At 53.1% G+C, this 22620-nt stretch carries 20 protein-coding genes; all 20 read right to left on the bottom strand.

Features of this window, described 5'->3' with window-relative positions; all coding sequences use genetic code 11:
* Window positions 1–12: 12 nt before the first annotated feature.
* The 20 genes from rimP to flhA all read right to left on the bottom strand — a co-directional run bounded on the left by rimP (window position 13) and on the right by flhA (window position 22619).
* On the bottom strand, window positions 13–483 hold the full coding sequence (gene rimP / locus KNP71_RS01800) for a ribosome maturation factor RimP (RefSeq protein ID WP_021067156.1): 471 nt from the start codon (window positions 481–483) through the stop codon (window positions 13–15).
* A gap of 119 nt (window positions 484–602) precedes the next feature.
* On the bottom strand, window positions 603–4895 hold the full coding sequence (locus KNP71_RS01795; protein ID WP_214829873.1) for a PolC-type DNA polymerase III: 4293 nt from the start codon (window positions 4893–4895) through the stop codon (window positions 603–605).
* Window positions 4896–4970: 75 nt separating this feature from the next.
* Window positions 4971–6671: a proline--tRNA ligase gene (locus KNP71_RS01790; protein WP_214829871.1), complete on the bottom strand. Its 1701-nt coding sequence runs from the start codon at window positions 6669–6671 to the stop codon at window positions 4971–4973.
* A 40-nt stretch (window positions 6672–6711) separates the two neighbouring features.
* The gene (gene rseP / locus KNP71_RS01785; protein WP_029595687.1) at window positions 6712–7962 is read right to left on the bottom strand and encodes an RIP metalloprotease RseP; all 1251 of its coding nucleotides are present in this window, start codon (window positions 7960–7962) and stop codon (window positions 6712–6714) included.
* 16 nt (window positions 7963–7978) lie between these two features.
* Entirely contained in the window at window positions 7979–9124 is a 1146-nt protein-coding gene (dxr, locus tag KNP71_RS01780) for a 1-deoxy-D-xylulose-5-phosphate reductoisomerase (protein ID WP_029595688.1), read from the bottom strand.
* Window positions 9125–9139: 15 nt separating this feature from the next.
* Window positions 9140–9937 (bottom strand): phosphatidate cytidylyltransferase, encoded by a 798-nt coding sequence (locus KNP71_RS01775; protein WP_029595689.1) that lies wholly within the window; start codon window positions 9935–9937, stop codon window positions 9140–9142.
* A 1-nt stretch (window position 9938) separates the two neighbouring features.
* Window positions 9939–10676, bottom strand: coding sequence for an undecaprenyl pyrophosphate synthase (locus KNP71_RS01770; RefSeq protein WP_021067150.1), 738 nt, complete (start codon window positions 10674–10676; stop codon window positions 9939–9941).
* Window positions 10677–10759: 83 nt separating this feature from the next.
* A complete protein-coding gene (gene frr / locus KNP71_RS01765) occupies window positions 10760–11320 on the bottom strand; it encodes a ribosome recycling factor (protein ID WP_021067149.1) in 561 nt (186 codons plus the stop codon).
* Complete coding sequence (gene pyrH / locus KNP71_RS01760) at window positions 11317–12042, bottom strand: UMP kinase (protein WP_021067148.1); 726 nt, start codon at window positions 12040–12042, stop codon at window positions 11317–11319. The genes frr and pyrH overlap by 4 nt, the downstream gene beginning before the upstream one ends.
* A 106-nt stretch (window positions 12043–12148) precedes the next feature.
* A complete protein-coding gene (gene tsf / locus KNP71_RS01755; protein WP_029595690.1) occupies window positions 12149–13030 on the bottom strand; it encodes a translation elongation factor Ts in 882 nt (293 codons plus the stop codon).
* Window positions 13031–13147: 117 nt separating this feature from the next.
* A complete protein-coding gene (gene rpsB, locus KNP71_RS01750; RefSeq protein WP_021067146.1) occupies window positions 13148–13888 on the bottom strand; it encodes a 30S ribosomal protein S2 in 741 nt (246 codons plus the stop codon).
* 152 nt (window positions 13889–14040) lie between these two features.
* The gene (locus KNP71_RS01745; RefSeq protein WP_021067145.1) at window positions 14041–14409 is read right to left on the bottom strand and encodes a hypothetical protein; all 369 of its coding nucleotides are present in this window, start codon (window positions 14407–14409) and stop codon (window positions 14041–14043) included.
* A gap of 13 nt (window positions 14410–14422) precedes the next feature.
* Entirely contained in the window at window positions 14423–15193 is a 771-nt protein-coding gene (locus tag KNP71_RS01740) for a FliA/WhiG family RNA polymerase sigma factor (protein WP_131471153.1), read from the bottom strand.
* A gap of 11 nt (window positions 15194–15204) precedes the next feature.
* Window positions 15205–15690 carry a chemotaxis protein CheD gene (locus KNP71_RS01735; protein WP_214829869.1) on the bottom strand — a complete coding sequence of 162 codons (486 nt, stop codon included), beginning with the start codon at window positions 15688–15690 and terminating at the stop codon, window positions 15205–15207.
* Window positions 15683–16282: a chemotaxis protein CheC gene (locus tag KNP71_RS01730; protein WP_021067142.1), complete on the bottom strand. Its 600-nt coding sequence runs from the start codon at window positions 16280–16282 to the stop codon at window positions 15683–15685. The genes KNP71_RS01735 and KNP71_RS01730 overlap by 8 nt, the downstream gene beginning before the upstream one ends.
* The gene (locus KNP71_RS01725) at window positions 16272–16703 is read right to left on the bottom strand and encodes a chemotaxis protein CheW (RefSeq protein WP_029595691.1); all 432 of its coding nucleotides are present in this window, start codon (window positions 16701–16703) and stop codon (window positions 16272–16274) included. The genes KNP71_RS01730 and KNP71_RS01725 overlap by 11 nt, the downstream gene beginning before the upstream one ends.
* A gap of 12 nt (window positions 16704–16715) precedes the next feature.
* Window positions 16716–18683: a chemotaxis protein CheA gene (locus KNP71_RS01720; RefSeq protein ID WP_021067140.1), complete on the bottom strand. Its 1968-nt coding sequence runs from the start codon at window positions 18681–18683 to the stop codon at window positions 16716–16718.
* Window positions 18684–18702: 19 nt separating this feature from the next.
* On the bottom strand, window positions 18703–19542 hold the full coding sequence (locus KNP71_RS01715; protein WP_214755801.1) for a MinD/ParA family protein: 840 nt from the start codon (window positions 19540–19542) through the stop codon (window positions 18703–18705).
* Window positions 19521–20600 (bottom strand): flagellar biosynthesis protein FlhF, encoded by a 1080-nt coding sequence (locus KNP71_RS01710; RefSeq protein ID WP_021067138.1) that lies wholly within the window; start codon window positions 20598–20600, stop codon window positions 19521–19523. The genes KNP71_RS01715 and KNP71_RS01710 overlap by 22 nt, the downstream gene beginning before the upstream one ends.
* Entirely contained in the window at window positions 20601–22619 is a 2019-nt protein-coding gene (gene flhA / locus KNP71_RS01705) for a flagellar biosynthesis protein FlhA (RefSeq protein WP_214755800.1), read from the bottom strand.
* Window position 22620: the final 1 nt, after the last annotated feature.

The raw sequence follows: 22620 nt of genomic DNA, 5'->3' as shown, positions 1-22620 counted from the left end.
CTTTACCTCTCCTTAACTAAACGTGACCGCTAGGCGGGCTTGTGCAATTTTGTCTACCGGTAGCGATATCGCTTTTTTTCTTGTCTTGATGCGTGTCTCGACGATGGCGGTCTCGCCGTCATATTCCGTCAAAATCCCTTCGAACTCTTTGGCACCTTCAATCGGGGCAAACGTCTTGATATAGACGTTCTTTCCAATCGCGCGTTCAAAGTCGGTCGGCTTCTTCAGCGGTCGTTCGGCACCGGGACTCGAGACGTCAAGATAATAGGCTTGTTCGATCGGATCGCTATCGTTTAGTTTTTCCGAGAGTTGTTCGTTGATGTTGACGCAATCATCTAAATCGACGCCCCCCGGCTTGTCGATATAGACGCGCAAGAACCAGTCTGGCCCTTCTTTCACGAATTCGACATCGACCAATTCCATGTTCTCACGCTCCACGATCGGCAACGCGATCGCTTCGACGACTTCTGTTATTTTGGACACTCTCATCCCTCCTTCTGGCTTTTACATACAAGAAAGGAGTAGGGTTCCCTACTCCTTTCCGTCGTAGTATCCAACATTGTTCGATACCAATATATCATATTTTCCCGGTTTTTCGCAACTTACACCCCAAAATCAAAGAACGAGAGTTGGTTCTCATCCGGGAGGCCTTCGAGACATTTCATCGTATCGAGCGTCTCGACGATCGTCTTCGACAACTTGGCCCGTTTGCGCAAGTCTTCTTTCGATAAAAACTGTCCTTCGGCACGTGCATCGACAATCGCTTTCGCCGCGTTCGTACCGAGACCATCGACGGCATTGAACGGCGGGATGAGCGTGTTCCCTTCAATCAAGAACTCGGTCGCGCTCGAACGGTACAAATCGATGTTCTGGAATTTCATGCCGCGCTCTAACATCTCGAGTGCGAGCTCGAGCACGGTGTGGAGACCTTTGTCTTTCGCCGTGGCTTCAAATCCTTTTTCACGGATATCCGACATCGCTTTACGCACGGCCTGTGACCCTTTGATCATCGCCGACAAATCGAAGTCGCCGGCCCGGACCGTGAAGTACGTCGCGTAATACAGAATCGGATGATGCACTTTGAAGTAGGCAATCCGGACGGCCATGAGCACGTACGCCGTGGCGTGCGCTTTCGGGAACATATACTTGATCTTCTTACAAGACGAGATGTACCATTCCGGGACATCGTTGGCCCGCATCTCCGTCTCCATGTCTTCCGACAAGCCTTTCCCTTTCCGTACCGACTCCATGATTTTGAAGGCGAATGACGGTTCGAGGCCCGCATAAATCAAGTAGACCATGATGTCATCACGACACCCGATAACGTCTTTCAATTCACACGTCCCGTTATAGATGAGTTCGTTCGCGTTCCCAATCCAGACATCTGTCCCGTGAGACAGTCCCGAAATTTGAACGAGTTCGGAGAACGTCGACGGTTTCGTCTCTTCGAGCATCTGCCGGACGAACTTCGTCCCGAACTCTGGAATCCCTAGCGTACCCGTCTTCGATTCGATTTGTTCCGGCGTCACACCGAGTACTTCCGGCGACGAAAAGATTTTCATGACCGTCGGATCGTCCGTCGGAATCGTCTTCGGATCGATACCGGACAAGTCTTGGAGCATCCGGATGGCGGTCGGATCATCGTGACCGAGAATATCGAGTTTGAGCAAGTTGTCGTGAATCGAGTGGAAGTCGAAGTGGGTCGTCTTCCATTCGGACGACTTATCATCGGCCGGATATTGGATCGGCGAAATTTCGGCGATGTCCATATAATCTGGGACGACGATAATCCCCCCCGGGTGTTGCCCGGACGTCCGTTTGACGCCGGTGACACCCGAGACGAGCCGGTCGACCTCGGCATTCCGATAAATCTTATCGTTCTCGGTCGCATAGCCTTTCACGTATCCGTACGCCGTCTTATCGGCAATCGTCCCAATTGTACCGGCACGATACACATACTCTTCACCGAACAACACTTTCGTGTAAGCGTGGGCGTGTGGTTGATATTCACCCGAGAAGTTCAAATCGATATCCGGTACTTTGTCCCCTTTGAAACCAAGGAACGTCTCGAACGGGATATCGTGCCCGTCCTTCGTATACCAAGTCCCGCACTCCGGACATTGCTTGTCGGGAAGGTCATACCCGGACCCGACCGATCCGTCGTCGAAGAAGTGGGAATGTTGACACTTCGGACAGACGTAATGCGGTGGCAGCGGATTGACCTCGGTGATTTCGGTCATCGTCGCAACGAAACTCGATCCAACCGAACCACGTGACCCAACGAGATAGCCGTCATCGAGCGATTTCTTCACGAGTTTATGCGAGATTAAATAAATGACCGCAAACCCGTGACCGATAATCGACTTTAACTCTTTCTCGAGCCGAGCTTCGACGATTTCAGGCAGTTGTTCTCCATAAATCGAGCGGGCCATATCATAACTCATATTCCGGACTTCATCGTCGGCCCCTTCAATCTTCGGCGTATACAAGTCGTCCGGGATGATTTGAATCGACTCGATTTGATCGGCGATCGCGTTCGGGTTCGTGATGACGATCTCGCGGGCGAGCTCGTCCCCGAGGAATTTGAAGTCTTCCATCATCTCTTTCGTCGTGCGGAAATGAGCGTGCGGGAGTTCTTTCCGCGTGTTGATGAAGTTGGCGCCACCTTGCGTCCGAATCAAAATCTCCCGATACGAACGGTCCGTCCGGTCGAGATAGTGGACGTTGCCAGTCGCACAGACCGGCAGTCCGGCCTGACCTGCGACGCGAATGATCCGTTTGATGATTTCACGCAACTCAAGTTCGTTGGCGACAATTTCTTTATCGATGAGATGCATATAGAGCGCCGGCGGATGAATCTCGATGAAATCGTAAAACGCCATCATCTTCTCAAGCTCTTCGTCCGATTTGTTCAGGGCAGCATCGAAAATCTCGCCATTGTCGCACGCCGAACCGATCAAGAGGCCCTCACGACGCTTGATAATCTCCGAGCGAGGCATGCGTGCCATGCGGAACAAGTAGTCGATGTGCGACAAGGAAATCAGTTCGTATAAGTTCCGGAGTCCCGGTTTTTTCGTTTTCGCATAAATCGTCGCATGGAACGGACGAATCTTCGAGACGTCGCTCCCGACTTTCGCGTTCAGCGAGCGATGCGTTTCCATCTCAAACATCTGTTTGGCGAGTTCGAGCAGCTTCATGAGCAAATAAGCCGTCGCCTCGGCATCATAGATGGCGCGGTGATGTTGCGTCAACTCGATATCGAATCGCTTCGCGAGCGTGTTGAGACGGTGGTTCTTGAGCGTCGGTAAAATCGTCCGGGCGAGCTCGAGCGTGTCGATGACCGGATAGTCATCCGGCTCGTGCCCACCGCTCCGGAGCGTCGCTTCAAGGAAGCCCATATCGAATGATGCGTTATGGGCGACGAGAATGCCGTCCCCGCACCAATCGACGAACTGCTTGGCGATGACTTCCGGGTCGGGCTGGCCATGGACCATGTCATCGGTGATACCCGTCAGTTCAATCGTCGTGGCCGAGAGCGGATGCTTCGGATCGGCGAACGCCTCGAAGCGGTCGATAATCTCTCCGTCCTTGATTTTGACACCCGCGAGCTCGATGATTTTATTGTAGACGGCCGAAAGCCCCGTTGTCTCGACGTCGAAGACGACGTACGTCGCATCGTCGAGCGGGACGTCGGTCGGATGATAGGCGACCGGTACGCCGTCATTGACGACGTTCGCCTCGACCCCGAACAGCACTTTAATGTCATTCTTTTTCCCGGCGTAATAGGCTTCTGGGAACGACTGGACTCCGGCATGGTCCGTGATGGCGATGGCACGGTGGCCCCATTTCGCCGCTCGTGCGACGAGTGCCGATACGTTTGTGACCGCGTCCATCTGGCTCATCTGCGTGTGCGCGTGCAGTTCGACCCGCTTTTCACCGGCCCATTCGTCCCGGACCGGTTCGACTTTCACTTCTTGCAGTTGTGACGCCATCATGCACAGTTCGCGCATGAAGCTGTCATCCTCGACCCGACCGGCTGCTTGAATCCACATGCCTTTTTTGACGGCACTGAGCATACGGTCATCGTCGTCATCGCGCGCGAACACTTTGACGATGAGTGAATCGGTATAGTCCGTCATCTTGAACGTGAACAGTTTCTTCCCGCTCTTCAATTCTTTCCGTTCGGCCGAGAAGACGAGGCCACGGATGGCGACGCGTCGTTCTTCTTCGATAATCGTCTTGATTGGGACAATCTCGTCTTTAATCAAAGCGCCCATCCGCACTTCAGTGACCGGCTCATCGTTCGTCTCGGTCGACTTGGCGAACTGCGCCGCGAGTGCGAGCTTCGCCTGTTCCAAATCTTCTTGGACGACTTGTTCGCGCAACGCTTGGTTCGCTTCTTCATTTTCTGAGAACAACGCTTGGCATGGTTTTTTCATAAAGCCATAGGCGCTGTAGAGCGCCTGGACTTCTTGGCATAACTCTTTATCGACATAGTTCGCCTCAGGGGCCGAGCGCACCGGGATGAGCAATTTGTTCTGCTCGAAGCGCGGTGCGACCGATGCGAAATAACTGCGCATCGCGCCTGACACTTGGCTCAATTCACTGACGATTCGGGGCCAATAGTCGGTATAGTCCTGTTCGCCCCCACCTGACGTCGTCGTGAACCGAGCGTACACCTCGTCCGCGAACGTCGCATAGCGACTCTCGAGCCGGCTCATGAATAGTTGATACACCTCATACGGCAACACGTGTTGCAATTGGAAATAAAACGTCCATGTCCGGCGTTGCTTGTTGACGACGAGTCGTGACAGCTCCGCTCCGTCGAATTGATCCGTTTCGGTCGTGATGCCGAGGTCACCCAAGAGCAATTGCATTTTTTGATTAGCTTCCACGGGTAAGAAGTCCCCCCTTTTATCATTCAATGTCGAAAAATGAAGGTGACGGCAAGAAACCGTCACCTTCATCGATCATTTGGCTTCGTTCAGTTGCGTCGTGATGACACGTGGCAACTCATCGACTGTCGTCTCGAGGACTTCGCCAGTGGCACGTACTTTCACTTCGACGATTCCTTCGCTCGCTTTTTTCCCGACGTTGATACGAATCGGAAGACCGATCAAATCAGCATCGGCAAACTTGACGCCAGCCCGTTCTTTACGGTCATCATACAACACATCGTACGTCGATGACAGCTCATCGTATAAACGGTTCGCGAGTTCGACTTGCGCCTCGTCTTTCGTGTTGATGGCAATCACGTGCACATCGAACGGAGCGACGCTCTTCGGCCAGACGATTCCGCGATCGTCATGATGTTGCTCGATGACGGCCGACAACGTCCGCGAGACGCCGATGCCGTAACAGCCCATGATGAGAGGTTCGGCCCGACCTTCTTCGTTCAAGAACGTCGCGCCCATCGCTTCTGAATAGCGTGTGCCGAGCTTGAACACTTGTCCGACTTCAATCCCGCGGGCGAAGCGGACCGGACCCGACTCGTCAGGTGCCATGTCGCCTTCGACGACGAAACGGAGGTCGTGATACGTCAAATGCGACAAGTCGCGTTCGGCGTTGACGTGCGTATAATGGGTGTTCGCCTCGTTGGCGCCACATACCGCGTCGACCAAATATTTGACGGCGTAATCAGCCACGACTTTGACCGGTGAATGAATCGGTCCGAGCGTGCCCGGTTCACAGCCGAACAAGTCGATAATCGTCGCTTCTTCTTCCATTTGGATGTCGAGTCCACCGAGAGCGTTCTTCACTTTGACGTCGTTTGCCTCGTGATCACCTCGAACGATGGCCATGACCGTCTCGCCATCGATGTTGAAGAGGACCGACTTGATCGTCGTCTTCGGATCGACGTTCAAGAAACGCGCCACATCTTCAATCGTCTTATTGTCTTTCGTGTCGACCTTGTCGAGTGCGAGCACGTCGGCCGCTTGCATGTCATAGCGGTCGAGCGTTTCAGCCATCTCGATGTTCGCCGCATAAGTTGATGAATCCGTATATACGATCGTATCTTCACCGATTTCGGCGAGCGCTTGGAACTCGTGTGTATCTTTCCCGCCGATGGCACCTGAATCAGCTACGACCGGACGATATTTCAAGCCGATGCGGTCAAAGATGCGTGAATAGGCGTTATACATATTCGTATACTCTTCGTCCAAGTCGTCTTGCGTCGCATGGAACGAGTACGAGTCTTTCATCAAGAACTCACGACCCCGGAGCAATCCGAAGCGCGGACGACGTTCGTCGCGATACTTCGTTTGAATCTGATACAAGTTGACCGGTAACTTTTTGTAGGAGTTGAGTTCATCGCGCACGATTGACGTGATGAGTTCCTCATGGGTCGCACCGAGTGCGAAACGACGGTCATGACGGTCCGTCAATCGCATCAATTCTGGACCGTAAATGCCCCAGCGTCCCGTCTCTTCCCATAGTTCGGCCGGTTGAATCGCTGGCATGAGCAACTCTTGCGCTCCGGCCCGATTCATCTCTTCGCGGATAATCGTTTGGATATTGTGCAATACGCGATGGCCGAGCGGGAGATATGAATAAATCCCAGCGGCGTTTTGGCGCATGAAGCCCCCACGGACGAGAAGCTGATGGCTGATGGCTTCCGCATCGGCCGGTACTTCTCGTAATGTAGGCATGAACAGTCTCGATTGTTTCATAGGTATCAACGTTTCCCTTCTGTAACTCGATTAGATCTTATTATTTAAAGAATGACTGGATATCATTCCAGGTGACAATCAACATGAGCAGCATGAGCAAAGCGAAACCGATAAAGTGGACGAATCCTTCCTTTTTCGGATCAATCGGTCGTCCGCGCACCGCTTCGAACAAGAGGAAGATGAGTCGTCCCCCATCGAGCGCCGGGAGCGGCAACAAGTTGAAAATGGCCAAGTTGACGGATAGAAGTGCCGTCCAGTTAAGGAGCATGATGAATCCGCTCGCTGCCACTTCGTCGGTCATGCGGACGATCCCGACCGGACCGGCCAACTGATCGACGCCGACCTGACCCGTCACCAAGTCACCGACCGCGGAGAAGATGAGCGTCGACATCGTCCACGTCGTCTCGGCCCCGGTTGTAAAGGCTTTGGCCGGTGAACGTTCGAGCGCGTTCGTCACGCCTAAAATTCCGACCGTCTCCCCATTTTGTTCGACCGCTTGCGGCGTAATCGTCACCGTTTGCTCGACGTCGTCACGAATATACGTCACTTCGGTCGGTGTGTCGGCACGATCGGCCAATACCGTCCGCAAATCGAGCCAGTTGTCGATCGGTTGACCCTCGATCGAGACGATCTCGTCGCCTGCGACGAGCCCGGCTTGATCGGCGGCCGAGTCCGGTTGGACCGTACCGATTTGACCATCGTCCGTCGGTGTCCCTTGGACGAGACCGACGATGACGAGGAGGAGGAAGGCAAGGACGAAGTTCATCGCCGGACCGGCTGCAATCGCAAGCACCCGTTTCCAGACAGACTGGGCTCCGAACGTGCGGTCGTAAGGCGCGATTTGAATCTCCATGCCTTGGTCGACGAGAAGCGTGTCCCGCTCGAGCGAATAGACACGGACCTCATCATCGACGAGCAGTTGTACTTTCAATTCGCGGACCGAGTCAAACTTGTCGACCGTCCCGACGACATGAACGTCTTGGGCCTGGTCCGGTTGGAAATAGACGCGATCGACCGTCCCAGCACTCGTCAGACGCAATCCGACGTGTTGCCCGGCCTTCACTTCGATCGGCTCAAAATCTTCCCCGGCCATTTTGACATAACCGCCGATTGGCAATAGTCGAATCGTATACAGCGTCTCATTTTTTCGGAATGAGAGGATTTTCGGTCCAAACCCGATTGCAAATTCATGACAGAGAATCCCTGCCCGTTTCGCCATGACGAGGTGTCCCCATTCATGAACCGAAATGAGTACTCCAAACATCAAAACGATGGCGATAAAAGTCGTCATTGTCTATTCCCCACCTTCACTTTCCTTGCTGAATTTGTTCTCGAACCGCTCGGTCGATTTGAAGAATCTCCTCGAGCGTCGGTTCTGCAATTACCGTATGTGTCTCCATCGCTTGCTCGACGATGCGTTCGATATCGAGGAATGCAATCTCCCCGTTCAAGAACAGCTCGACGGCCGCCTCGTTGGCCGCATTGAGCACGGTCGGCATCGAACCGCCGGCACGCCCGGCCTCATAAGCGAGGCGTAACGCCGGATAACGTGTTAAATCGGCTTCCGCGAAGTGTAGCGTCCCGATTTCTCTCAAGTTTAACCGCTTGTTCCCTTCGATTTCAAGACGTTTCGGGGCTGATAGCGCATAGAGAATCGGGCCTCGCATATCGGGGTTGCCGAGCTGCGCCATGACAGCGGCATCTTTGAATTCGACCATCGAGTGGATGATCGACTCGCGATGGAGCACTACTTCAATATCATTATAATCGATATCGAACAACCAGTGCGCTTCGATGACTTCGAGTCCTTTATTGAACATCGTCGCCGAATCGATTGTGATTTTGGCACCCATCGACCAATTCGGATGCGCGAGCGCCTCTGCGACCGTAACCCCTTCAAGCTCTTCTCGCGACTTGTCACGGAAACTTCCGCCTGAGGCCGTCAAGATGATTTTCGAGACGTCGTCGCGACGTTCGCCGTTCAAGCATTGATAGATGGCCGAATGTTCACTGTCGACCGGGAGCAGGCTGACGCCATGCTTTTTGACGGCTGCGGTGACGAGATGCCCTGCCGTGACGAGCGTCTCTTTGTTCGCAAGCGCGATGTCTTTCCCCGCTTCGATGGCGGCAAGGGTCGGTTCAAGCCCGACGGCCCCGACGACTGCCGTCACGACGACATCGGCCCGTTCAGCGGTCGCACATGCAATCAACCCTTCCAGTCCGATGAAAAAGAGTGGTTCATATGTAAGGCGTGACTTGAGCTGTTCGAGTACCTCGATATTTTTAGCGGATACGTATTTTGGCCGTAGGCGATTGATCCATTCTTCCGCCACGTCTACGTTCGTTCCGAACGCATATGCCTCAAGTTCAAACAAGTCGGGGTGCTGTTCGATGACGTCGCATGTTTGTACGCCAATCGATCCAGTCGCCCCGATTAAGCTGATTCGCTTCATCTTGACACTCCTCTTTTATAACAAATTAAATACCCAAATGACGGTGAATACCACGATCATACTATCAAACCGGTCTAAAATCCCACCGTGTCCCGGTAACAGATGACCGGAATCTTTCACATTATATTGACGCTTGTATGCTGATTGTACCAAATCACCGAGTTGACCGACGACTGATACGACGACCGCGAGCACCAATACTTCGAGAATCGGTAACACCGGCTCGATGAGTACGTAGACGATGCCGAGGACGATCGCCGACACGATGCCGCCGATCGCACCTTCAATTGTCTTATTCGGGCTGATAGACGGCCATAGTTTCGTCTTTCCGATTGCTTTCCCTGTGAAATAGGCTCCAGAATCGGTCGCCCAAATCATGAACAAGACGAGCAACACTTTGACGAGCCCGTCTTCTGACAAGCGGACGAGTGCGAAACTCGAGAACCCGATGACGAGATAGACGGCAGAGACGAAATAAAAGCTCGCATCTTCGTACGTGAACCGGTTTTTCGTGACGACCGTCCAGAACAAGAGGAGCATTAAACCGAGCACCATCCATTGCGTCGTCGACATCGGCAGTTCCTCGAGGACGAGCCGACGCTCGAGCAACATCAAGATGAACGGGAACGCCACGAGAAGTGACGTCACGAGAAACGGGAACGCCATCAATTTATGATTGCGCATCAACGTGAACTCGCTCAATCCGATTAAGGCGAGCACGCCCATCAAGATGACGAACGGGCTACCGCCTAAGGCAATCAACGTGACAAATATGGCGCCGGCCCAGAGACCGGTAATGATTCGTGTTTTCATGTCACACCCCGCCAAACCGGCGAGTCCGCGCATTGTACGCTTCAATCGCCTCGACGAAGTGATCCCGTTTGAACTCAGGCCACAACACGTCCGTGAAATGTAGTTCAGCGTAAGCCCCTTGCCAGAGCAAGAAGTTCGAGAGGCGCTGTTCCCCACTCGTGCGGATAATCAAATCAACGTCTTGCATGTTCGTCATGAGACGCTCACCAATCATGACGTCATCGATCTCGTCCGGTTGGATCGTACCGTGCGCCACATCACTCGCGATTTGTTTCATCGCTTGAACGAGTTCATCACGTCCGCCATAGTTGAGCGCAAAGACGAGATCGAGCCCCGTATTCGTCGCCGTCCGTGTCCGTGCCTCATCGACCGCTTCTCGCGTCCCGCGTGGCAGTTTTGTCACATCGCCTGCGACGAGCACGCGAACGTTCTGTTCATCCAATTCTTTTAAATCCGTCTCTAAAAATTGCTTCGGCAATTTCATCAAGAAGTTGACTTCTTCTTCAGGACGCGTCCAGTTCTCCGTCGAGAACGCATACAGCGTCAATGAACGGATGCCGAGTTCTTGGGCGGTGCGCACCGCTTCCCGGACCGACTTCATCCCTTCCCGGTGACCCATGATGCGAGGGAGCCCACGCTTCTTCGCCCAACGGCCGTTGCCGTCCATGATGATGGCGACGTGTTCGGGAATGCTCAGTTCCGCCTCGGTTTTTGTTTTAGGATTCACCCATTTAAACATACTCTATCCTCCTGATTGTATGAAAGAGGGACCCTCTCAGTAAAAGGGTCCCCACACAGCTTTTTGGTATACCACTTCCGTGATTACACTTCCATGATTTCTTTTTCTTTCGTCGCTGCAGATTCATCAATCTTTTTGATGTACGAATCCGTTAACGATTGAACGTCATCCGCGTAACCGCGAAGGTCGTCCTCAGTCAAGTCCCCATCTTTTTCAAGCTTCTTCAAGTTTTCATTCGCGTCACGACGAACGTTACGGACAGCTACTTTCGCTTCTTCCGCATATTTTTTCGTCACTTTCACGAGCTCTTTGCGGCGCTCTTCTGTCAAAGCTGGGATCGCGAGACGAATGACCGTCCCATCAGAAGACGGCGAGAGGCCGAGGTCTGCTTTTTGAATCGCTTTCTCGACATCTGACACCATCGATTTGTCCCATGGTTGAATCAAGAGTAGACGCGCTTCCGGAGTGTTGATGTTCGCCACTTGGTTGAGCGGAGTCGGTACGCCGTAGTAGTCGACTTGGACCGGGTCCAAGATTGACGCGCTCGCGCGTCCCGTACGAAGTGTCCCGAAATCACGTTTCAAGGCAGAATGGGCTTTCTCCATCTTTTCTTCAGCAGTTTTCAATACGTCATTAACACTCATGAATTGATTCCTCCTACTACCGTCCCGATATGTTCCCCGAGTACGACACGTTTGATGTTTCCTTCTTCAAGCAATGAGAATACAATCAGTGGGATATGGTTGTCCATACATAGTGATGTGGCTGTCGAATCCATCACTTGGAGTCCGTCTTTTAAGACGTCCAAGTACGTGAGCGTGTCGTATTTGACCGCATCCGGAACGAGTTTCGGATCCGCCGAATAGACACCATCGACGTTGTTTTTACCCATCAGGATGACGTCAGCTTCAATTTCCGCTGCGCGGAGTGCCGCTGTCGTATCTGTTGAGAAGTACGGGTTCCCCGTCCCTGCCGCGAAGATGACGACTCGACCTTTTTCAAGGTGACGCATCGCCCGACGACGGATGTACGGTTCAGCCACTTGGCGCATTTCGATTGAGGTTTGGACGCGCGTCTGGACACCGTTCGATTCAAGGCTATCTTGAAGTGCGAGCGAGTTCAATACCGTGGCAAGCATGCCCATATAATCGGCATTCGCCCGGTCCATGCCGAGTTCGCTGCCCGTCTTCCCGCGCCAGATGTTTCCGGCTCCGACGACGACGGCTACTTCGACGCCCAAGGCGACCAACTCTTTGATTTGTCCAGAGATCGAGTTGACGATGGCCGGGTCAATCCCGTACCCTTGATCTCCTGCGAGCGCTTCTCCACTCAATTTTAACACAATTCGCTTATATTTCGGTTCCATACTTTGCCTCCTCTTGCTTGAAAAAAGGGAACACGCTCCCTTAACGAACTAACTCAAGGTTATACAGACGTGTTCCCAATTTTGATTGCATCACGCGTGATGCAGATTATTTTTTAAGTTGGTTCATTACTTCTTCAGCAAAGTTTTCTTCGCGTTTTTCCATACCTTCTCCAACTTCGAAACGTACGAATGAGTTGACACGGCCGCCTTTAGACTCTACGTATTTCCCAACTTTGAAGTCAGCGTCTTTAACGAATGTTTGGTCGACGAGGCAGATTTCCTCGAAGTACTTGTTCATACGTCCCGCGATCATCTTCTCGACGATGTTGGCAGGCTTGCCTTCGTTGAGGGCTTGCTCAGTCAAGACTTTCTTCTCACGATCTGCTTCTTCAGCCGATACTTCGTCGCGTGTCGCGTAAAGTGGGCGTGCTGCTGCGACGTGCATAGCTACGTCTTTCGCAACTGTCTCGTCCGTTGTACCGTCGATGATGACGACCGAACCGATGCGTCCACCCATGTGAAGGTACGTGCCGAAGACTGCATCGTCAGCTTTTTGAAGAACAGCGATACGACGGAGTGAGATTTTCTCTCCGATTGTCGAAGCTTCTTCTTGGATGTGCGTCTCAAGTGTTTTACCTGCTACGAATTCAGAAGCAAGTGCCGCTTCTACTGAAGTCGCGCCTGAAGTGAGAACTGCATTCGCCACGTCAGAAACGAGTGTTTGGAACTTCTCGTTTTTCGCAACGAAATCTGTTTCTGAGTTAACTTCGACGAGCGCAGCTTTGTTGCCGTCAACCGCTACTGCCGTCAAACCTTCTGCTGCGATGCGGTCACCTTTAGCTGCTGCTTTAGCGATCCCTTTTTCACGAAGGAAGTCGATTGCCGCTTGCATGTCACCATTTGTTTCAGTGAGTGCTTTTTTGCAATCGAGCATACCTGCGCCTGTTTTTTCACGAAGTTCTTTTACCATTGCTGCTGTAACTGCCATCGGAAATTCCTCCTTGTAAAACTTACGAATTTTTAAGAAAAAGCACTAAGGCTTTATATACGTGTCCTAAAAAAAGGTGATAAAAGGCTTTCCCTTTATCACCTGTTGTCTGACCGATTACTCAGCTTCTGTCGCTTCAGCTTCTGGAGCTACTGCTTCTTCAGCTACTTCTTCTTCGCCTTGCTTCGCTTCGATGATCGCGTCTGCCATCTTAGAAGTGAGCAATTTAACCGCACGAATCGCATCGTCGTTCGCTGGGATGACGTAGTCGATTTCGTCTGGGTCACAGTTTGTGTCGACAATCGCAACGATTGGGATGTTCAATTTGTGAGCTTCTGCAATCGCAATACGCTCTTTACGTGGGTCAACGATGAAGAGGGCATCAGGAACACCTGGCATGTCCTTGATTCCGCCGAGGAACTTCTCAAGACGTGTCATTTCTTTTTTCAAGATGATGACTTCTTTCTTAGGAAGTACTTCGAACGTACCGTCAGCTTCCATTTTCTCAAGCTGCTTCAAGCGGTTGATACGCTTTTTGATTGTTGAGAAGTTTGTGAGTGTTCCACCCAACCAACGCTCGTTGATGAAGTACATACCTGAACGGAGTGCTTCTTCTTTGATCGTGTCTTGAGCTTGTTTTTTCGTACCTACGAAGAGGACGTTTCCGCCTTCTGCCGCGAGTTCACGAACGAAGTTGTAAGCTTCGTCTACTTTTTTGACCGTTTTTTGAAGGTCGATGATGTAGATTCCGTTACGCTCCGTGAAGATGTATTTCGCCATTTTTGGGTTCCAACGGCGTGTCTGGTGACCGAAGTGTACACCAGCTTCGAGCAATTGCTTCATTGAGATTACTGCCATGATAAATTTCCTCCTTGTGGTTTAAAAAAGTCCTCCGCCTCGTTCATCGTTGTATTCCGACCTTTCGGCACCGAGGAATACCATCCCGAGACGTGTGTGATGTGTTTAACACCGAAAATTACTATAGCATATGTCAGCCAATCCGGCAACTCTCACTTTTTGCGAAGTTTGGCATAAAGGGCGACTTCTCCCTCACCTTTTCCGAGCAGTCGGGCCGTCTCTCGGACCGAATGGTTCAGTAAAACGTCCTCGACGTGCGGTGCCTGTTGGCGCTCACGGGACGACGGTGCCTCCATCGGCGAATCCTCAAGTGCAGGTTCCACAGCCGATTCCTCGCTCGATGGCGCAGGGTGTTTCACGACATCGTTCATCGATTCCATGAACGACAACAGGAGGGCCTCGGTCTCACGCTTCTCCTGTTCGAGCCGCGTGACACGAGCCGTCAGCGCCTGGACCTGACGAAACAAAATCAACAGTCCGTACGCGACGATACAGGCGATTCCGATATAGACGACGGTCATCTCCATCCCTCCTTCACGATGTCTTTTCTTCTAAATAGGAACGTCCGAGCGCAAGCTTCAACGTCTTCAGCGCCTTGGAATGAATTTGTGAGATGCGGGACGTCGATAGTTCTAACACTTCACCAATCTCCGTCAACGTCAACTCGTCGAAATAGAATAACGACACGACGAGCCGTTCTTTCTCAGATAAATGCTCAATCTCGTTCGTCAACACATCGAGCAACTCGCGCTGCAGGAGCGTGTCTTCCGGTTTTTCGGAGTCGGGGTCAAAATACGTGACGGACATGACCTTGCCTTCCTCTTGATGCGTCACCGCCTCATCGATGGACAACATGTTCGCAAAGTACCCTTCCGCCATCGCTTTCTCGATTTCTGAGACCGGCAGCTCGCACGCGTGCGCCAGTTCTTCTTTCGTCGGGGCCCGATGCAACTTCTGTTCGAGCTGTTCGGCGACGTGGTCAATCTTCTTCACCCGTTCACGCACCGATCGCGGCAACCAATCGATTTTCCGTAATCCGTCGATGATGGCGCCCCGAATCCGAAACGCCGCGTACGTGTCAAACTTGTTGTTGTGTTCTGGATCATATTTCATGAGGGCATCGTACAATCCCATGTAACCCAAACTTTTCAATTCGTCGCGTTCGACGCTCTTCGGGAGCGTCACGATCATTCGTTGCACGTGATAATGGATCAGGAACTCATAGTGCGTCAATAGTTCATTCGCCGTATCCATATCGCGGTCAGTATTCCAACGATCCCACAACTCGGTAAGTTGAGTCGTCATGTCGATCCCCCCTAAATTTCCTTTGTTCCTACGCTGACCGTTCGAATCGAGAGGACGCAAGTCGCCACATCAAATTCAATCGTCCGCCCATTATTTCCGCCACAGTCCTCGGCGATGAGCGGGATCCGGTGCGCTTTCAACGCATTGCGGACGGCCTCGGCATTTCGTTCACCGATGCGCATCGCCTCATTCTCATATTTGAATTGAAACATTTGGGCGCCGCCGGCCATCTTTGCTTGCAACCGACCGGCCCCGGCCCGTTTCAATGAAGCGACGAGAGCATCGATGGCCGTATCCGCATATTTCCCTACTTCAATCGTTTGATGTTTGCGGGCAATCGCCGAATCCGGCAACATGACGTGAGCCATCGCCGCGACTTGGAGCCGGACGTCGTACAGGATGACCCCGACACACGAACCGAGTCCGGCCGTCCGCAACTTGTTCGGCGCCGTCGTCTGCTTCCATTCCGCAATCCCAATTTTGAGTACTTCAGCCATGGCCCATCAACCGCTGCTTAATCCGTTCGAGCGAGCCATGCGTCGGTAGAAACAACACATGTCCGGCACTTACTTTTCCGTCGATGCGGAACGTCGTATCGATATAGAGCGCCGCATCTTCTTCGGGCTGGACCGATGTGACGACGAATTCGACGATCGAACCGGCCATGTCGACCGCTGTCGCCGGGACGTGAATCGGGATTGGTGTATTCAACCAATCGCCGAGCGCCCGGGCATATGCCCCGCTCATGATATTCCCAATCTCTTCCCATGCCGACTGACCGAGTTCATCGGCCGCTTGGAACGTGAACCCGCTCCCGATGAGTGATGAGACCATCATCTCGGCGTCGTCGACCGGAAATAAGATGAGGATCATGCCGCTGATGTCGCCTCCGAGCTCTAATAGCACGGATGCCACATGACGCTCAGGACCGCCGACCCGTTCCGGCAAATACGTGATCGGTTCCATCTCGGCCGAGGAGACGGTAATGTTGACCGGCTTGGCCAAGAGCGTCGACAATGCCGTCGCTGCGTGGCCTGATCCGATATTGCCAAGTTCTTTCAATAAATCTTGCTCGAACTCACTCAGCATGTTGTTCCTCGAACAACGCGTTGGCGTCGAGAAGCGAGAACAGTTTGTCCTCCCCTTTCGCAATCGCCGTCAAATGAGCCGACAACATGTCTCGACTCGATTCAGGAATCGGCTCGAGACGAACGTCCTCGCTTTCCACGACCTCGTTGGCGCGATCGACGATAAAACCGGCATCGCCTTGATTGAGCGAGGCGATTAAAATCCGAGTCTCGTCGGTCGGTTCAATCGCCTCATACCCGAGGCGGAGGCGAAGGTCGATGACAGGCGTGACGACACCGCGCAGATTGATGACGCCTTTGACGTGAGCCGGTGCGTTCGGGACGCGTGTGACCGGTTGTACCCGTTCAATCGAGCGGACCGACTGGACATCGATCCCGTATGTGTTCGTTCCCAGTGAAAAGACTACCCATTTTTGTTCCATCCTTCTTCCTCCTTAGAACAGATCGTTGCTGTCGACAATCAAGGCGACACGCCCGTCTCCGAGTATCGTCGCACCAGAGATGGCCGGAATGCCCTCGAGATACGTACCGAGCGGCTTCATGACAATCTCTTGTTGGCCAATCAAATCGTTGACGACCACGCCGACGAGTTTATTTCCTTTACGGACGACGACGACCGGGAATTGCGTCTTCGTTTCCGTCTCAATCGCAAACATTTCTTTTAAATAGACGAGCGGGACGAGCTGACCTCGGAAATCGAAGACACGTTCGCGATGGGCCGTCAAAATGTCGGCCTCGTCAAGAAGTGTCGTCTCAAGAATCGATGACAACGGGATAGCGTATGTCTCCTCACCGGCTTGAACGAGCATCGCCGAGATGATGGACAGCGTGAGCGGAAGGCTGACTTGGAATTTCGTCCCTTGTCCGACGACCGTCTCGAGCGTGACGACCCCACCGAGTGATTCAATTTTGTTTTTCACGACGTCAAGACCGACACCGCGACCAGACAAATCGGTGACGACATCTGCCGTCGAGAAGCCTGGGGCGAAGATGAGCATAGCGACTTCGTTATCGGTCATCGCTGTCGCTTCTTCCGGCGTGATGACGCCGCGCTCGAGCGCTTTCGACCGGACTTTATCGACATGGATCCCTGCCCCGTCGTCCTCGATTTCAATGAAGACACGGTTGCCGCCATGGTAAGCCCGGAGCGCAAGACTCCCTTGCTCCGGTTTCCCGGCCGCGACACGGACTTCTGGTAGTTCGATGCCGTGATCGATGGCATTGCGAATCAAGTGAACGAGCGGGTCGCCAATCTCATCGATGACCGTCCGATCGAGTTCCGTCTCCGCGCCTGTGATTTCAAGCTGGACTTTTTTATGGATGTCTTTCGCGACCGAACGTACCATGCGTGGGAAGCGGTTGAACACTTGCTCGATCGGCATCATCCGGAGCGTTAGCACGAGTGATTGGAGTTCGTTCGTCCCGCGTTTGATTTTCTCGACCGTCTCGTTCAATTCAGGCTGTCCGACTTCGTCGGCGAGCCGCTCGAGACGACCACGGTCGATAATGAACTCTTCGAATAAGTTCATTAAACGATCAATCCGTTCCAAGTTGACGCGAATCGTCTTCGCCTGGGCGACAGCCTGTTCTTTCGGCTCGTCCGCCTCGACTTTCGGTTTCGCTTCAGCGACGGCGACGGTCTCGGCACTGACGGCGACTTCCGGTTCACTCGATGCACTCGTATACACCGTCACGAGGACGTGCTCGACTTCTGACACTTGGGACACGGCGTGTTCAATCACATCTGCCGTCTCTTGTGACACGAACAAGACGTCAAACGAGAGGTCGAACTGCTCTTGTTCGATGGCCTCGGTTTCCGGTAACGTCCGGACGACCTCGCCGAGTTCTTGCAGGCGATCGAATACCATATAGGCACGCGCCGCTTTCAAAACGACGGCATCGGATAGTTTCACGTGCAATTGGAACGCCTCGAAGCCCGTCTCCTTCGCTTGGGTGATGACCGAATCCGTATAAAGGTCGGCCGTGAAGACGTTGGCTTCGACCGTCGGAGCCGCCTTTGGCGAGCTGCCGATGAACGACTGGAACGCAGACACCGTCGCAGCGACATCGACGTTCGCGCCTCGGCCGCCGGTCTCGATATTGGCGATCATCTCTTCGATTTGTTCCATCGCTGAGAACATCGTATCAAGCAACAGCTGGTTGCTCTCTTTCTTACCGGCCCGAACCAAGTCGAGCGCGCTCTCCATCTCATGTGTCAAGTTGGCCACACTCTCATAACCCATCGTCGCCGACATTCCTTTGAGCGTATGCGCGGAGCGGAAAATCTCTTGAATCGCTTCTTGGCTGCCCGTCTGTTCAAGTTTTAACAGTTGGGTGTTCACCGATTGAATATGTTCTTGCGACTCATCTAAAAACAATCCTAAGTATTCGTTCACGTCCATCTATAATGCCTCCCTGTCGTTAGACTCGGTTCCACTGACGTTTCAAGTTCCCCATCAAGCGATCCATAAAATGACGCGGTTTCGGCGGTGTCCCGGTCAATGTCGTTAAAATCCGCTCTAACCGCCAACTGATATCACTTTTTCGGTCCAAATGGTAAAACGGGACTTGGGCGATGACCGCTCGTCTGACCGTGGCGTCATCTGGTAAATACCCGAGGAATCGAATCGATTTCTTTAAAAACTGCTCACACGCAACTTCCATTCGTTCAAAACATTGCAGCGCTTCCTCACCCGATTGGGCCCGATTGACGATGATGCCGAGCGGTAAGTCTGGGCTTTGTCGATGCACCAGCTTCGTATAGGCGTACCCATCCATGAGCGAGGTCGGTTCAGGCGTCAAGATGAGAAACATCTCATCGCATCCTTCAATGAATTGAAGTGATGTGTCGGTCGCCCCGGCCCCCATGTCGAACAGGACATAATCGTATTCAGTGAGCACTTCGAGTTCACGCATAAAAAATTGCATATCGGCATGTGAGAATTGGACTAGTTCATCAAGTCCACTCCCCCCATGTAATATATCGACACCATGCACACCTTTCTGAACCGAGGCGGCCAGCGGAATTCGGGCTTTGACCGAATCCATCATCGTCCGTGATCTCGAGGCGTTCAACAAGATATGCACGTTCGCCATCCCGATGTCGAGATCGACGATTAACACGCGCTTCCCAAGCTCGACGAGGCCGATGGCCGTATTGACACAGACGTTCGTCTTGCCGACCCCGCCTTTCCCGCTCGCGAAAGCGATCGTCGTCGGTGGGGTCTCTGTTTTCGCCCTTAGACGTCTTGCTTGGTCCATTGGGTCCACCCTTCTTTCTCAAGCAACCGATCCGTCAGCCGGGAAGGGTCCCCGTTGACGAGGTCGTCCGGCACTTCTTGTCCATCCGTCAGCCAAGCGACCGGCAGCCCACTTTCGCGAACCATCCGATACATCGCATGGATGTCGCTCGTCTCGTCCGCTTTCGTGAAGATCAGCGACCCGAGCGGCAACGGCTCGAACTGGCGATATATCATTTCCATGTCCCGCATCTTTGACGTCAAGCTGAGGACGAGCGAGAGACTCGTCTCCGAAAAGTCATGATGCCGCTCGAACTGCTCAACATACGCCTCGTCGCGGAAGTTGCGGCCAGCCGTATCAATCAAAATGATGTCTTTTCGAGCGAACAGCTGCTTCGCCCGTTTGAAATCATCAAAATCGTAGGCGACCTCGACCGGGATGTCTAGAATCTCGGCGTACGTCTTCAACTGCTCGATGGCAGCGATTCGATACGTATCCGTCGTGATGAGGCCGACCGAGAGTCCATGCTCGAGCTTATAGTGGGCGGCTAGTTTCGCGAGCGTCGTCGTCTTGCCGACACCGGTCGGACCGACGAGCATCATGTACCGTTTCGGTTCCGGTACAGGCAAGAAAGAATTTTGGATTTGATCGCGGACGTAACGTTCGACGGCGTCGACCGATTTTGTCGTGTAATACAGTTCCTGAATCGCTTCGTCCCACGCTTCACCTTGAAACGATTCGGACGCGAGCAGCGCTTCGACGTGTGCCAATGGTGCCGGCAAACGTCTCGCTCCCGAGATTTCAGGCGCAGCATACGCGACGTTACGTGGTTGCGGTTGACGTTTTTGCGTCGCCTCAGGTTTCGTTGCCGCGACCGGCTTCGCAACCGTACGTGGTTTGACGGCGAGCGGCGCCTTCTCGAGCGCGGCGATGACCTCGACGTGTTGTGAGGCGAACAAGCCGAGCCATCCTTTCTTCACTTGGCGCGAATTCAAGATGACGGCGTCGTCGCCAAACTCTTGTTTGACTTTCGCCATCGCTTCCGCCATCGTCTTGCCTGTATATTTTTTGATTTGCACTTAAATCACCCCAATACTTTTCACTTCAATCGAGCTGAGCAGTTCGTTGTAGGCGAGGACCGGCACATCCGGATAATACCGTTCGAGCAATTGTCTCACGAACAGGCGGATCGTCGGCGAACAAAGAATGACGGCCGATGCCCCGTAGCGTTCGAACATCGACAGCTGCTCGCCCGAGCGTTCGATAATCTCGCGCGCTTGTTCCGGGTCGAGCGCCAAATAGTTGCCGAACTCCGTCTTTTGAACGGCGTCTTGAATCAGCTGTTCGGTCTGACCGCCTAGGGTGACCACGTAGAGTGGTCCGTCGGGCGGACTGACTTGATCCGTCAATTGACGTGACAGACCTTGCCGGCAGTATTCGCCGAGGATATCCGCGTCTTTCGTCACTTTTCCATAGTCGGCCATCGTCTCGAACAAGAGCGGTAAATTGCGAATCGAGACGTGTTCTTTCAACAGATGACGGAGCACTTTTTGAATGTCTCCAATCGACAAGACGGATGGTGTCACGTCTTCGACGAGCACCGGATGTGTCTCTTTCAAATGCTCGACGAGCTGTTTCGTCTCTTCACGGCCGAGCAGGTCGGTAGCGTGTTTCTTGAGCGTCTCCGTCAAATGTGTCGCCACGACGGACGGCGGATCGACGACGGTATACCCGCTCATTTCGGCGCGGGTGCGCGTCTCTTCATCAATCCATAGCGCCGGGAGACCGAACGCCGGCTCCGTCGTTTCAATCCCATATACTTCTGGATCTTCAATCCCAGGACTCATCGCCAAGTAATGATCGAGCAAGAGTTCGCCTTCAGCGACGACGTTGCCTTTCACTTTGATGCGATATGCGTTCGGTGACAGTTGCAGATGATCACGAATCCGTACCGTCGGCAAGATGAACCCGAGTTCGAGCGCGAGCTGACGACGGATCATAACGACCCGGTCGAGCAAGTCGCCGCCTTGCGATTCATCGGCGAGCGGAATGAGTCCGTAACCGAACTCGAACTCGATAGCATCAATCTGTAAAAGCGAAACGACAGTCTCGGTCGGTGCCGACGGTTCTTCTTCCGGTAACGGCGTATCGATGACCCGTTTCAAATTGCGACGCATCGTATAGGCGCCATAGAACGTGGCGCCGGCAATGATGAGCGTCACGGGGAGCAGACTCGGCGAAATAAAGCCGAGCATGATGACGATGGAGCCGGCGATATAGAGCAGCGTCGGGTTTTGACCGAGCTGATCGACGACGTCCTCGCCTAGATTCCCGTCCGAGACGGCACGCGTGACGATAATCCCGGTTGCCGTCGAGATGAGGAGCGCCGGGATTTGACCGACGAGCCCGTCCCCGATCGTCATGAGCGAGAACGTCTGGAACGCCTCACCGACCGGAAGACCCATTTGGACGGTACCGATGATGATTCCGAAAATCAAGTTGATGGCGACGATGATAATCCCAGCGATGGCGTCCCCTTTGACGAACTTCGAGGCCCCATCCATCGACCCATAGAAGTCGGCTTCACTTTGAATCTTTTTCCGACGGATTTGCGCGTCTTTGTCATCAATCAAGCCCGAATTCAAATCGGCATCGATGGCCATCTGTTTCCCTGGCATCGCATCGAGGGTGAAACGCGCCGACACTTCGGATACACGTTCGGCCCCTTTCGTGATGACGACGAATTGGATGATGACGAGGATGAGGAAGACGACGAACCCGACGAGCACGTTCCCGCCGACGACGAAGTTACCGAATGTCTCGATGACTTCTCCACCGTATCCGGTCGATAAAATCGAACGTGTCGTCGACACGTTCAATCCGAGCCGGAACAACGTCACGATCAGCAAGAGCGAAGGAAAGACCGAGAAGTCGAGTGCTTCACGTGCATTCATCGCGACGAGTAAAATCAGCAACGCAACCAGTATATTGACAATGATTAAGAAATCTAACATGAACCCCGGTAACGGGATGACGAGCATGACGACGATTAACAGAACGCCGATCAATACCGCAAAATCTTTAGCTTTTACAGCCAAT

The organism is Exiguobacterium sp. s56 (assembly GCF_018618255.1).
In the GTDB taxonomy this organism is placed as follows: domain Bacteria; phylum Bacillota; class Bacilli; order Exiguobacteriales; family Exiguobacteriaceae; genus Exiguobacterium; species Exiguobacterium chiriqhucha.
The sequence above is the reverse complement of the archived record's forward strand: the minus strand, read 5'-3'. Positions and strand labels throughout refer to the sequence as shown.

Coding starts and splice junctions, on each gene's coding strand:
- KNP71_RS01770 (WP_021067150.1), bottom strand. CDS start 10,676: ATGTTTAAATGGGTGAATCCTAAAACAAAAACCGAGGCGGAACTGAGC.
- dxr (WP_029595688.1), bottom strand. CDS start 9,124: ATGAAGCGAATCAGCTTAATCGGGGCGACTGGATCGATTGGCGTACAA.
- rseP (WP_029595687.1), bottom strand. CDS start 7,962: ATGACGACTTTTATCGCCATCGTTTTGATGTTTGGAGTACTCATTTCG.
- KNP71_RS01735 (WP_214829869.1), bottom strand. CDS start 15,690: ATGGCTGAAGTACTCAAAATTGGGATTGCGGAATGGAAGCAGACGACG.
- KNP71_RS01715 (WP_214755801.1), bottom strand. CDS start 19,542: ATGGACCAAGCAAGACGTCTAAGGGCGAAAACAGAGACCCCACCGACG.
- pyrH (WP_021067148.1), bottom strand. CDS start 12,042: ATGGAACCGAAATATAAGCGAATTGTGTTAAAATTGAGTGGAGAAGCG.
- KNP71_RS01740 (WP_131471153.1), bottom strand. CDS start 15,193: ATGACGACTCAACTTACCGAGTTGTGGGATCGTTGGAATACTGACCGC.
- KNP71_RS01725 (WP_029595691.1), bottom strand. CDS start 16,703: ATGGAACAAAAATGGGTAGTCTTTTCACTGGGAACGAACACATACGGG.
- KNP71_RS01730 (WP_021067142.1), bottom strand. CDS start 16,282: ATGCTGAGTGAGTTCGAGCAAGATTTATTGAAAGAACTTGGCAATATC.
- rpsB (WP_021067146.1), bottom strand. CDS start 13,888: ATGGCAGTAATCTCAATGAAGCAATTGCTCGAAGCTGGTGTACACTTC.
- frr (WP_021067149.1), bottom strand. CDS start 11,320: ATGAGTGTTAATGACGTATTGAAAACTGCTGAAGAAAAGATGGAGAAA.
- KNP71_RS01720 (WP_021067140.1), bottom strand. CDS start 18,683: ATGGACGTGAACGAATACTTAGGATTGTTTTTAGATGAGTCGCAAGAA.
- KNP71_RS01790 (WP_214829871.1), bottom strand. CDS start 6,671: ATGAAACAATCGAGACTGTTCATGCCTACATTACGAGAAGTACCGGCC.
- tsf (WP_029595690.1), bottom strand. CDS start 13,030: ATGGCAGTTACAGCAGCAATGGTAAAAGAACTTCGTGAAAAAACAGGC.
- KNP71_RS01775 (WP_029595689.1), bottom strand. CDS start 9,937: ATGAAAACACGAATCATTACCGGTCTCTGGGCCGGCGCCATATTTGTC.
- KNP71_RS01745 (WP_021067145.1), bottom strand. CDS start 14,409: ATGACCGTCGTCTATATCGGAATCGCCTGTATCGTCGCGTACGGACTG.